The sequence below is a fragment of the Shewanella atlantica genome (assembly GCF_003966265.1).
GTDB lineage: Bacteria > Pseudomonadota > Gammaproteobacteria > Enterobacterales > Shewanellaceae > Shewanella > Shewanella atlantica.
This window is the reverse complement of sequence record NZ_RXNV01000001.1, coordinates 1116984-1129591: the sequence shown is the minus strand read 5'-3', so window position 1 is coordinate 1129591 and position 12608 is coordinate 1116984. Positions and strand designations below refer to the sequence as shown.

Sequence of the window (12608 nt, the reverse complement as noted above, 5' to 3'; positions counted from 1 at the left end):
GGGCTGATTAAACCTGTGTCCTTGGAAGAACTGAAAAACCGTTTACCTCGATGAGGTCAACGGTTTTTTTTGTTCATTCCGTCTTACTTTATACCTTGATATTGATATTGTGCCCTGAGTTTCCTACGGGAGCAGCCGGAGTTGCAGGCTCAGCAGCTTGAATGAGTTGGAGCGCAATCTCACCTTCGGCTTCCTGCTGCCCTTTGGCTAGCTGAGCCACTTTCACACCAATACTTCCATTGCTCATATTGGGTTCTAAATTCGGGGTACCAATTGTTACTGCCATGCTGTGCTCCTACTATCTCGATAGGTGTTTATCGGCCGTATATCGGTAAACTTTAATATAAAAGTTCTTAGGACTACAAATATCAATGCCAATAGCGCCAAAATAAAAGGGTGCCTGATGAGGGGCACCCTTTTGAAGTAGTTATATCAATACTAAACCTGATTTTTAACGCTTAGATTTTGCCAGTGTCTTTCTTGTCATTGTGATGACGAACGTAAGCAGAATCGAGCTCAGGATAAGACCGATAGCAAGGGCGACATTCTGCAATGCTGTGGGATCTGCCGCTAACGTTCCACCAAGCCCTACCATCATGATGCCTGACATCAGCTTTAGCGTTTGTCCTTCCTTTTCGGTGAGTTTACGCTTACCTAAGGTTGCGCTGAAGGCGATAACAATAGCCGCCAGTGGAATGACATAAACGATATTATAGAAAGCTAAGTAGAAGTAGCGCTCCATATCCGGTAACTCATGCATTGCCAGTACGCTGGTATATATCATCGGGAAACCCGCTGTACAGAGTAGCTCATAAGCGTTGGCTAGAATGGACAGGACAACGGTACCGGCTATCATGGCCGCCATTGAGCTGGCATTGGTGAGTTTCCCCATCCGCTTGATAAGCCCGGTTCGGTTTTCTGCCGACATGGAGAGCGATACCTCCCCCTTGGTATAGAAGTAGTCTTTTAAGTTAATCATGCCGGCGATAAGAGCCAGAATACCCGCCCCGAGAATAATCATTCCTCCATCGCTGCCTGCGCCTAAAAGTTCAAATATATTTAACCATGCGATCATAAAGAGAAAGTAGATAAAGCCTGAGAAGAAAACGAATATTCCTCCGACGATAAGCATACGTGTTCGACTCTTTGCATTGACCATGATAGAAAGTAAAAACAGGAGTACGAAGAAGGCACAAGGGTTAAAGGCATCCACGCCTGCAAGCACAACTGTCAGCAGAGGAAGTGACAGTTGCTCGGGGTTTACAACGCCAATTAAGGGCAGTTCTACCGGTTGGACTGAGCTGGTGTGAACCTGGGATTCGGTTAAACCCAGATCGCATGTACCAGCACCAGCTTCATCTCCACTGCTGTCACTACAAGTGCCGAAAAGAGGGGCATCCTTTGCTGCCGTTGAGGCGACCGGCTGATAAGTCTCGTTAGGGTCGAGTGTTCCGCCTAAAGATTGATAACAGGTTTTGAGGTTTTGAAGCAAATACTGCCCTGTAACCGCTTCACTGCTGTAACCAATAACGGCTTTTTCACACGATGCCATATAGGGAACCGATCTTGCCTCTGTCTCTGTTAATGCAGAGATCTCTTTCCACTTTTTCATCGACCCGGGTTCTGAAACCATATAGGACTCCAGCTCTATCCAGGGGTATCTTTGGGGAAGTGAGTCGATAAATGGATGGGCTTCGGCGCAGTGAGGGCAAGTCTTAGACCAGAAAAAGTAGAGCTTTACCTTGAGTTCACCATCTGCATTCACATAATGCCAAGTTTGAGGTGGGGTTGCCTCTGAAGTTGTAGGTACAGCATAACTGGCTGTGGAAAACGAGCTGAGGCAGAAAAAAATAAGCAATAGTATGGTTCTGGCCATGTTCCCTCCCATGGGATGGTCTCAATCGAGAATAATGGAATATGCTAATATTTTACGCTTTGTTAGCTTAATAGATAAATTTGTGTTCAATAGTTGCAACGTAAATCTCGAAACATTCGGATTTGGGAACTGAGGCTTGTTTAATAAAAAAATATTAAACTTATTCGGGGTTTATGAGTCGCTCACTTCAAAATAGTGCTTATTCCAATCGGTATAAATCCCCTTTGGAAACTAAGCACTACTGTATCACTCGTTATTAACTACTGGATCTGACACCTATTATGATGTCATTCGAGGGGGATGAAATAGATTTTGGTCACATCAGCAGGATTAGTGTTAGTGCGGAGCGTGATTTATACCGATTGGTATTATATTGCTTTCAGAGACCTTCCGCTCGCCATGAGCGGCGATAACCGTTGAGCCCTGATCTTCCGAAAGCTTGCACCAACTGATACTGACATCACGTCTATCGTGAGTGCTTGCCGTTAGTATTTTGCTGACGATAGGTGAGGGATAACTCAAGCTTGTCAGGTATTCCTTTACTCTATTTATCCTGCGGCCGGCGAGCCACATATTGTATTTTTTACTCTCGTCATCTGCCTGTTCAGTGACTTGGAACTCGAGTAACAGATACCCCTTGTTGGCTGAGGTTTGTTCAAGCACAGTATCCAGCTTCTTCGAATATTCAGATGGGAAGTAGGAGCTGTTTTTAGCGTAAGGGATAGAGGTCAGGTAAATATTATTGTCACATTGCGCGGCAACATTCCATGTGCACATCAGAAATAAAACAGCGATTTCTGCTTTCATTTTCAACTCCGTTGAAGCAATTATCTGGTTTGTAAGTGTCGACTTACCATTTTTGCTAAGTGTATTCCATATTTTAGGCGCAAATTTAAGCTAATGCAGGAGGAAAATCAATTTAAAAGAAGATGAGAATTTCTATCGGCGTATGAGACCAATTATCTTGCACTTACAGGAGTCAGAAAGCCGGCAGGCACACAAGCCTGAATCTGTATTCTCTATCGTTAATGCTGTTCTTTGACGGTAAACCTATTGCCTGGAAGGAGGTGAAAAGTCTGCTAAAAATTTACATTCTTTCTCGAGAAGAGAGGTTATTTTTGAGGAAAGTGATCGATTTACTGTCAGGATAGAAGTATATTGTGCACAACTGAATCAATTTTTTACTCAAATATGACTACAGAAAAAGATAGCAATCCACTGTCACTGGACAATCAAGTCTGTTTCTCACTATATAGTGCTGCAAATGCCATGGTAAGGGCGTATCGACCTCTGCTTAATAAACTCGATCTTACTTATCCACAATATCTGGCTATGTTAGTACTTTGGCAACACGAAGGTATCAGCGTTAAAACCTTAGGCGATAAGCTTCACCTCGATTCCGGCACCCTAACCCCTCTACTCAAAAGGTTAGAGGGAAAAGGGCTGATTAGCCGTGGGAGAAGTGAAAAAGATGAAAGAGTCAGGGTGCTGCATATTACGCCTGAAGGGAAATCTCTGAGAGAATCAGCAATGGAAGTTCCTGAATTGATGCGTTGTAAAGTGGGAACACCAACACAATCGTTGGTGCAGCTTAAAACCTTATGTGATGAGGTCTATCATGAGTTAGCGGTAGAAAAGTCATAAGCTTAATACTTAACGTTCATGCAATCTTGAACATAAGGCCTGCCGGATAGTTTATTTTCGCCGGGACTCATAAGGAGATGTTGTGAAGAAAGTGGATGTGGTCATAATTGGTGGTGGGATCAATGGGGCCGGCATCGCCCAGTGTGCTGCCGCTTCAGGTTTCAGTGTATTGCTGCTGGAAAGAGGGGAGGTGGGAGGACAGACTTCGGCTAACTCCAGTAAGCTTATCCACGGTGGCTTGAGATACCTGGAGACCGGACAGCTTCCCTTAGTTCGAAAGTCTTTGGCCGAACGCAGAAGTTTGCTTACTCTTGCGCCTAGTCTTGTTAAGCCCGTTCCATTCTACATTCCCGTTTATCATAATAGCCACCGCAACCAATGGACTGTCCGGGCCGGTTTGAGTCTCTACGCATTACTTAGCGAGTTAGATCCTCTAGGGCGCTTTAAGAGCATTCCAGCAGTTCAATGGTCAAAGCTCAAGGGGTTAAAACTCCAGGGGTTAAAGGCCGTATTTCAATACTGGGATGCGCAAACGGATGATAAAGCATTAACGAAAGCTGTGATAAAAAGTGCTGAGTCATTAGGAGCAAAGGTGTTACAAGATACGACCTGTGAGTCAATAACACATAGGCCAGATTCTTGTGAAGTGAAATATACACACCTGGATGAGGAGGTTGTGGTACAGGCTTCATCGGTTATCAATGCCGCTGGTCCCTGGGTTAATGAGGTTCTGAACCGCGTTGCCCCCCCTATGGTGAAAGAGGAAGTTGAGCTGGTTCAGGGAACCCATCTTCTACTCGATATATCCCCACCTGATGGGATCTTGTACTTAGAGTCGTGTTTTGATGAAAGGGTTGTATTTGTTATGCCATGGAAGGGAAAGACCTTACTGGGAACGACAGAAACAAGCATTGAGCATTTAGCTTATCAACCCGAACCTACTCGTGAGGAGCAATTTTATCTGCTGGGTATCTATCAGCATTATTTCCCCGGAACCGGTAGTGTGGAAAAGCTTGAGGAGCGGATTGTCGAGACATTTTGTGGTGTAAGAGTATTACCTAAACACAGTGGCAGTGCATTTGAGAGCCCAAGAGAGATACTGCTATTAAAGCGTATATCCCACCCAAGAATAATGAGCCTTTATGGCGGGAAGCTAACGACATTCAGAGCGACCTCTAAAGAGGTGGTAGCCTGGGTTGAAGGGCTTATTGGAAAACGAGCTCCACTCGACAATGTAGATAAAATGCCACTGTATTAATGCGTACCATTCAGATTTTTTAAATTAATATATTTTGGTATCAAATTCATCTTTTTGTCATATTGCCCGTCTAAAGTAAGGCACCGTTTCTATTCGTGCTTTCATATGTGGCAGATCTTTTTTCGTTTCCTCTCATTAGGCTTAGTAAGCTTTGGCGGCCCCGCCGCACATATCGGTTATTTCAGACAAACTTTCGTTATTGAACTCAAATGGCTCGACGAGAAGGCGTACGGTGGGCTTGTTGCACTGAGCCAGTTTTTACCCGGGCCAGGTTCGAGCCAGGTCGGATTCGCCATCGGTTACCTCAGAGGCGGGCTCCTCGGTGGGGTAGCCGCCTTTCTAGGATTTACATTACCTTCATTTATCCTGTTATTATTGTTGGCGGTTACCAGTGCTCAATGGATGGAGTACCCGATAACGACATCCATCATTCATAGCCTGAAGTTATTGGCAGTGGTTGTGGTTGCCGATGCGGTGTGGCTCATGTTTAACCAATTTTGCCGAAATACACCATCACGTTTGGTGATGATTATCAGTGGCGCTATCGTCTTGTTACAGGCCGCCGTCTGGCTTCAGTTTGTATTGTTAATATTTGCGGCTTTGGTAGGAAGCGTCGCTCTGTCTGACAAGTCTGGACAGATGGCATCCGGCACTTTTTCTGATGTGACCTCTGTTAGAGAGCCGGTGAAGCTTAATTATTTTTGGCTGGGTATTTTCGCTCTCTTTCTGAGTGGCTCTGTGTTGCTACTCTCATCGCAAGCGGATGTTCATTCTACGGGGAACATACAGCAAGAACTTATTTATCTGTTTAGCCAATTCTATCAGGTGGGCAGCATGGTCTTCGGAGGCGGGCATGTAGTGCTTCCCTTGTTGGAGGCTAGTGTTGGGGACGGCATGAGCAGCGACCGTTTCTTAACCGGATATGCATTGGCACAAGCGGTTCCGGGACCTATGTTTGCACTGGCTGCTTTCCTGGGGGCTGAGCTATGGGGAACTCAACCATTAACTGGCGCCTTGGTCGCAACGCTTGCAATCTTCCTACCCGGCTTCTTACTCATGCTGGTGGCATTGAGGAGTTGGCATGGGCTCAGTCAACGTCCACAAATCATCGGAGCAATTACCGGTGTGAATGCCTGTGTGGTCGGTTTCTTACTTGCAGCTTTGTATCAGCCGATATTTACCGGGGCTGTGGTTGAACCCATCGACATGGTATTAGTTCTCTTGGGTTTTGGTCTTCTTAAGATATTCAAGCCCCACATTTTGATCTTAGTGTTGCTGTTTATCTCTTTTGGTGTCATTAGCGGGTGCACGTAACGAGTATGCTTTCTCATTCTTAAGACTGAATATTTCTGCCTAAAACATAACCAAATGTACATGTCATCTATACTTTATTCACTATGGGTATTTATTACCAAAAAGTTCATGTGGGGAGAGTATAGAGATGCTAAACATGAGTTTGAAAAATAAACTGTTGTTATTCGCACTGCTTCCTTTGGTGTTAGTCTTTACCTGTTTGATGGCCCTCTCTTACCAGATTGAGTCGAGTAATTTAGAGCAAAATATTGTCTCTTTCAGAGAAAAGTTGCTTGAGAGTCGTCAGCACCAGCTTCAAGAGGAGGTTGAGATAGCCGTCCAAATCGTGGCTTACCAACTAACCCTGGGTGAGAGAGGAGACCCGAAAGCTGCACTGCGTAAAATTCGTTTCGGTAAGTCGGGCTATTTCTTCATCTATGATGAGCAGGGGATCAACATCTTTCACGGTGCAACGCCTGAGAAAGAGGGGATGAATAACATTGGCATGACAGATCCTAATGGCAAGAAAGTCATAGTCGGTCTGCTGGATGCCGCCAGAAATGGTGATGGCATTTTCCACTATCACCATAAAAAACCCGGTGTAACCGAGTTGGTGCCTAAGGTGAGTTATGCCGCGATGATCCCCAATACTAACTGGATGATAGGTACCGGGGCTTATATGGATGATATCGAAGCGGAGATCTCCGGTTTTCAACAAACGCTCACCGAACATATGAAGAGTAAAGCGATAACCATACTGGTTATTACCTTGGTTTTAGGTTTGCTGACAGTAGTGGGCGTGCTTATTGCGGCGCAACGTATGGTACACCCCATAAGAAATATGGTGACCAATTTAGAAGATATTGCCAAAGGGGAAGGAGATCTTACTAAGCGACTCGATATTGAGGGGCGTGATGAGATTGCGCAGCTTGGCCGGGCATTTAATCTGTTTGTCGACAAGCTGCAGGGGATCATCAGGGATGTCGCCAATGTCACCCTAGAGGTCAAGAGTGGCGCAGATGATATTAATAGTCAGACACAGGTGATGGCTGAGCAGTTGGCTAACCATAACAATGAGACTGATCAGGTGGTCACTGCTATCACCGAGATGTCAGCGACCGCGAGTGAGGTAGCACAAAATACTTCTCAAGTGGCTGAAGCAACACTCGCCGCAACCGGAGATGTGACCACGGCTCAGGATTGTGTTGATACTTCATTAACCGAAGTATCGTCACTAATGGCTGAAATAGACACGGCTGCCGAGCATATTAACTCCCTGCGTGAACAATCTCAGAAAATTAATAGTGTTTTAACCGTGATTGGCGGTATTGCCGAGCAAACTAATCTATTGGCGTTAAATGCAGCCATAGAGGCGGCGAGAGCCGGTGAGCAGGGGCGCGGTTTTGCCGTAGTTGCCGATGAAGTTCGCAGCCTGGCCAGCAGGACTCAGGCCAGCACATTAGAGATCAATGAGATGCTTAGTGAACTCCATAACCTTGTTTCACAAGCTGTGAGTACCATGGATGCGAGTCAGCAGAGTTGTTTGCGTTCGGTTGAGTCATCAAGAGCCATCTCTGAGAGTCTTGGTGCGGTGACATCGGCCGTGACGTCGATAAATGACATGAGTACGCAGATCGCTACCGCAGCAACGGAGCAAAGTTCAGTGACCGAGGAGATTAATCGTAACGTCTTTGCGATTCAGGATATCGTCAATGAGTTGATGAATTCGAGTCAGAGTACCTCTGGTGTGAGTCAAAAGCTGGCTCAGGAGGGGGATAACCTAGGAGATCTGGTTGGGCAGTTTAAGGTGTAACCGTTAATTTCTGTAAAAACAAAAAGGGAAGCTAAGCGCTTCCCTTTTTGCTGATGGTTTATGTTTGTAACACGTTACACCATTGCCGCTTCAAGTTTTTCCGCTTTGATGGCACAGAGCTTAAACGAGGGGATCTTCGCGATAGGATCGAGTGCATTTATGGTCAGTTTATTGGCTGCCGCTTCTGCAAAGTGGAAGGGTAAAAACAGCACTCCCGCCTGGGCTCGTTTTGTCACGAAGGCCGCGATTTCAATCTCTCCACGGCGAGATGAGATCTTTAGCATATCGCCATTTTTAACCCCTAATATCTCTGCATCATAGACAGATATCATCACCTTTGGTGCACCAAGTTCATCCAGTCCCGCCGTCTTTCGGGTGAGAGTTCCTGTATGAAATTGCTCGAGTAAGCGTCCGGTTGAAAGGATAAGCGGATATTCGCTGCAAGGCATCTCTGGCGGAAGCGTATGGCTGACAGGCCTCATCTGTGCCCGGCCACGGGTGAATTGACTGGTATGCAATACAGGTGTGCCTGAATGCCCCTGCGCCGGGCAGGGCCATTGAACTCCCCTGATACCGTGCTCAGTGTTAGCGTCCACAGAGTCCCAACTAATTCCGCGGTACTGAGGGGTGACCTGAGTGATTTCGTGCCATATTGCTTGCTCATTTTCATAGTGCCAGTCGGCGCCTAACTGCTTAGCCACTGCTTGTACTATCTTCCAGTCTTCCATTGCTTCTCCAACAGGCGTAACGGCTACTTGCAGTTGCTGTACCCGGCGCTCAGTATTGGTGAAGTGTCCAGTTTTTTCTGCAAACGTCAGGGCTGGGAGTACCACATCGGCAAGCTGGGCGGTCTCAGTTAAAAAGATATCCTGTACAATCATAAACTCTACAGCCTGCAAAGCCTCGAGAACATGAGTCTGATCGGGATCGCTCAATACCGGGTTCTCACCCATGATGTACAGTGCTCTAAGATCTCCCTTGAGAATTGAAAGCATCATCTCTGTTGCAGCTATCCCCTCACGGTTGGAGAGCTCTTGATTATTCCAGGCCTGTTTGAATTGATGCTGCACCTGAGGATCATCGACTCTTTGATAACCGCTGAAGTAATTCGGCAGAGCCCCCATGTCACAGGCTCCCTGAACATTACTCTGACCTCGCAGTGGGTTAATGCCTGCACCACGAATACCTATGTTCCCGCACAGTAACTGTAGATTGGAAATTGCGGTGACATTGTCATGGCCAGAAGTATGCTGGGTGATCCCCATGGCGTAATACACAGCCGTCTTCTCTGCGGTTCCTATCTGCTGTGCGATAGCGACAATATCTGCTGCATCTACGCCGGTAATAAGCTCAGCATTCTCCAGATTGTAATCTGGCTTCATCACTTCGTCGTAAAGGGCGCTAAACCCATCGACTCTGTTCTGGATATAGGCCTGATCGTGCCAGTTATTAGCAATGATCTGCTGCATGATGGCATTGAGCAGCATGATATCAGTGCCGGGTCTCTGTTTGACGTAGAGCTGAGCGTGATCGGCAATATCGACTCGCTTGGGATCGGCCACGATAAGTCTGGCACCATGGTCACGAATGGCCTCCTTAATATGGGAGCCGATAATGGGGTGGGCGTTGCTGGTATCCGAGCCTAATATGAAGATCAGATCGGACTCTTTAATGCCCGGAATATCATTGCTCATGGCCCCGCTGCCTAAGCTGTCATACAGTGCGGTCACAGTCGATGCATGACAGAGCCTGGCGCAGTGATCGATATTGTTCGTGCCGATAACGCTTCGAAATAGCTTTTGAAACAGGTAGTTATCTTCATTTGTCGCTTTGGCCGAGGCGAGTCCAGCCAGCGCATTACCGCCATGCTCTTCGATAATAGGATTGAGTTTACTGCCGATATAATCGATAGCTTCACTCCAGGATGCTCGAACGAGTTTTCCCTCTTTTCGAATGAGCGGATGAGTCAGTCTTTGTTCACTGTCGATAAAGTCAAAACCGAATCGACCTTTGACGCATAACATTCCCTCGTTGACGACTGAGCGGGTATCGCCGGTGATCCGTTTAATTTTATTTTTGTTTTCATCGATATGCATATTAAGCCTGCAACCGATACCGCAGTAGGTGCAGATGGTTGACACCTGCTTAAGTTCAGTAGTAACTCCCTGAGTCTTATCCCGCGCATCGACCAGAGCTCCGGTGGGGCAGACTTGAATGCAGCTACCACATTGCACGCAGTCACTATCATTCATGGAGGCGCTAAAGCCGACGCGAGGGGCGCGTTTACACTGCTTAGCTGCAATTTCGGTTGGTAGAGCCTGATAATTATCGGGCGCAAAGCTGATGGCATTATGGCCATCCTGATTCTGACAAACTTCAACGCAGGCACCACAGCTGATGCAGCGGTTAGCATCGAAGGTAATGAAAGGACTGCTGGTATCGACACTGAACTGTCTCGGTGAACTCTGTGGTTCAACATTGGTGAGGGAGGCTGAATCAACCTTGTATTCGGTCGCATAGTCGCGCAACTTACAGTCGGTATTGGCTTGGCATGCACACTCAAGACACCGTGCAGCCTCTTGCATCGCTTGATCAGGCTCGAAGCCGAGTTCTATTTCATTGAAATTAAAACTTCTCTCTTTCAGGCCCAGCTCTAACATCTTGGCTTTAGATTGTTGTTTTATACCTGGGTAAAGTGCTGCAGATAACTCAGTATTGTCACCGGATTTAGTAGCATTGAACTGCTTAGGGCTCAGTTCACAGACCAGGCCTTGTGTCAGTAATTTTTCGATAGCTTGAGCGGCTTTTCTGCCGTCGGCAACCGCAGCGACAGCCGTAGCCGGTCCCGTCCTCGAGTCACCTAAGACAAAGAGTTTATCGACGCCGGATGATAGGCCCGCCGACATAGTGTGATCGCAACCTTCAAATGTATTCCAGCGGGTAAGCGCAAGCTTACCTGTGGTGAGCTGACTTTCCGGGTGTTTGAGAAACTCCATATCAGGCATCTGTGAAACGGCTGGAATAACAGTGTCAAAGGCTTCGGTAAAATGCTCTCCGGTAGCGATAGGGGCCCTTCTTCCCGTCGCATCGGGTTCCCCCAATGCCATTTTCTCCAGAGTGATACTCTTTACTCTTCCATTGGCATCACTGTGATTCTCTATTGGGTTTGTCAAGAAATGGAAATTAATGCCTTCGTGTTCGGCTTCCTCAATCTCGAAGGGCTCGGCAGGCATCTCGTCACGGGTGCGACGATAGATGAGGGTGACATCGGCGCCGTCGCGTTTTGCGGTTCGCGCGCAATCTATGGCGGTGTTCCCTCCTCCGATCACGGCTACCTTATCTCCGGTCCTGTAGTGCTTTTCTGTGCAGTGATCTTTGAGATAGTCGACACCTAAGTAACAACCTTCAAGATCGATACCCGGATAGTTCATCGGTACTGCTTTTTGTGCGCCAATGGCTAAGCAGACTGCATCGAAATCATCAACGAGCTGTTTCAGGTGGATCTGCTCACCCAGCCTGATGTTAGTCTGGATCTTTAAACCATTTTGACAAAGTAAGTCGATCTCTTTATCTAGTATCGCCTTAGGTAGACGGTATTCAGGAATTCCGTAGCGTAACCACCCACCGGCTTTCGGCATAGATTCATAGATGGTGACATCGTGTCCTGAGTTGGACAGATAATATCCGGCCGTAATACCAGCAGGTCCGCTGCCGATTATGGCGACTTTTTTCCCCGTAGCCGGAGATTTAGGCGGCACATAGCTTTCGCTGTCTTCGATATCCAGGTCGGCAGCATGTCGCTTGAGTTGTCTTATCGCTACAGGCTCATCAACCAGGCCTCGTCTGCACTCGGTTTCACAAAATGCGGGGCATACTCTGCCGATGGATAACGGGAGTGGCAGGGTCTCCTTAATCACTTTTACGGCTTCTTTATGGTTGCCTTGTGAGATATGAAACAGATATGACTGTACATCGACGCCTGCCGGGCAGGCTTGTTGGCAGGGGGCTTCACAGTCTGCAAAGTGGTCACTCAATATTTCTGTCAGCGAGGCTTGTCGCTGCTGACTAAGGTAGGCCGATTGAGTGACAACTTCAATCTGGCTATTTGTGTCTGTTGCGTTCGATTGTGCATTACCACACAGGGATGCAAATGTCGTTTCACAGGATCTTACGGTTGAGGGGGGAGTCTCATCACCCGTGCTGGTTTTATGAGAATGGATCTCAACGACACAGAGGTTACAGTGACTTTTCTCTTCACCGCCACTCTTGTGTTGACCCTTGATAGGGCGCTCGCAAAGGCTTGGGATCGCTATCCCCGCATCTCTTGCTATGTCGATCAGGAGTTCTTCCGGTCGAGCCGATAGCAGCGTACCATCGATTTTCAGCTTTTTCATCGTATCTGCCTTAGTTATTAATTAGCTATCAGGAGCAAGTTTCTTAGTTGGCACTTCTTTGTTGGTACAATGAGGTCTCTTTATATGTAGGGAGGGATCGCTCTGCAAAGCGTGAGCGATAAAGAGATCATTTTTAATTCTAATGAGTATAACCACGGCTGATTGTGGATCAGGTCTTAGCAGTATTATCCGGCACTGATTCTGCAGAGATCTTCACAAAACACGCGATGATTGCGGGGTTGGCTTGAATGTGTCAAGTTGAAATGTGAGCTACCCCTCAAAAGTGTCGGGAGGGGCTACGAGCTATTAGCCGGGAATCAGAAGCAGGAA

8 protein-coding genes are annotated in these 12608 nt (G+C 47.0%); 4 read left to right on the top strand and 4 right to left on the bottom strand.

Features of this window, described 5'->3' with window-relative positions:
• Positions 1–88 precede the first annotated feature (88 nt).
• The 3 genes from EKG39_RS04880 to EKG39_RS04870 all read right to left on the bottom strand — a co-directional run bounded on the left by EKG39_RS04880 (position 89) and on the right by EKG39_RS04870 (position 2683).
• Positions 89–286: a cytoplasmic protein gene (locus EKG39_RS04880; RefSeq protein WP_126504599.1), complete on the bottom strand. Its 198-nt coding sequence runs from the start codon at positions 284–286 to the stop codon at positions 89–91.
• 165 nt (positions 287–451) lie between these two features.
• On the bottom strand, positions 452–1876 hold the full coding sequence (locus EKG39_RS04875) for a TlpA family protein disulfide reductase (protein ID WP_126504598.1): 1425 nt from the start codon (positions 1874–1876) through the stop codon (positions 452–454).
• 336 nt (positions 1877–2212) lie between these two features.
• Positions 2213–2683 (bottom strand): OmpA family protein, encoded by a 471-nt coding sequence (locus EKG39_RS04870; RefSeq protein ID WP_126504597.1) that lies wholly within the window; start codon positions 2681–2683, stop codon positions 2213–2215.
• Positions 2684–3067: 384 nt separating this feature from the next.
• On the opposite strand from EKG39_RS04870, the gene ohrR reads away from it, so the two are divergent.
• The 4 genes from ohrR to EKG39_RS04850 all read left to right on the top strand — a co-directional run bounded on the left by ohrR (position 3068) and on the right by EKG39_RS04850 (position 7884).
• Positions 3068–3520: a transcriptional regulator OhrR gene (ohrR, locus tag EKG39_RS04865; RefSeq protein ID WP_126504596.1), complete on the top strand. Its 453-nt coding sequence runs from the start codon at positions 3068–3070 to the stop codon at positions 3518–3520.
• Between the two features lie 82 nt (positions 3521–3602).
• Positions 3603–4778, top strand: a complete 1176-nt coding sequence (locus tag EKG39_RS04860; RefSeq protein WP_126504595.1) for a glycerol-3-phosphate dehydrogenase/oxidase — start codon at positions 3603–3605, stop codon at positions 4776–4778.
• Between the two features lie 105 nt (positions 4779–4883).
• Positions 4884–6092 (top strand): chromate efflux transporter, encoded by a 1209-nt coding sequence (gene chrA, locus EKG39_RS04855; protein WP_126504594.1) that lies wholly within the window; start codon positions 4884–4886, stop codon positions 6090–6092.
• A 127-nt stretch (positions 6093–6219) separates the two neighbouring features.
• Complete coding sequence (locus EKG39_RS04850; protein WP_126504593.1) at positions 6220–7884, top strand: methyl-accepting chemotaxis protein; 1665 nt, start codon at positions 6220–6222, stop codon at positions 7882–7884.
• 74 nt (positions 7885–7958) lie between these two features.
• On the opposite strand, the gene fdhF is transcribed toward EKG39_RS04850, so the two are convergent.
• The gene (fdhF, locus tag EKG39_RS04845) at positions 7959–12278 is read right to left on the bottom strand and encodes a formate dehydrogenase subunit alpha (protein ID WP_126504592.1); all 4320 of its coding nucleotides are present in this window, start codon (positions 12276–12278) and stop codon (positions 7959–7961) included.
• Positions 12279–12608: the final 330 nt, after the last annotated feature.

Coding starts and splice junctions, on each gene's coding strand:
- EKG39_RS04880 (WP_126504599.1), bottom strand. CDS start 286: ATGGCAGTAACAATTGGTACCCCGAATTTAGAACCCAATATGAGCAAT.
- EKG39_RS04875 (WP_126504598.1), bottom strand. CDS start 1,876: ATGGCCAGAACCATACTATTGCTTATTTTTTTCTGCCTCAGCTCGTTT.
- EKG39_RS04870 (WP_126504597.1), bottom strand. CDS start 2,683: ATGAAAGCAGAAATCGCTGTTTTATTTCTGATGTGCACATGGAATGTT.
- ohrR (WP_126504596.1), top strand. CDS start 3,068: ATGACTACAGAAAAAGATAGCAATCCACTGTCACTGGACAATCAAGTC.
- chrA (WP_126504594.1), top strand. CDS start 4,884: ATGTGGCAGATCTTTTTTCGTTTCCTCTCATTAGGCTTAGTAAGCTTT.
- EKG39_RS04850 (WP_126504593.1), top strand. CDS start 6,220: ATGCTAAACATGAGTTTGAAAAATAAACTGTTGTTATTCGCACTGCTT.
- fdhF (WP_126504592.1), bottom strand. CDS start 12,278: ATGAAAAAGCTGAAAATCGATGGTACGCTGCTATCGGCTCGACCGGAA.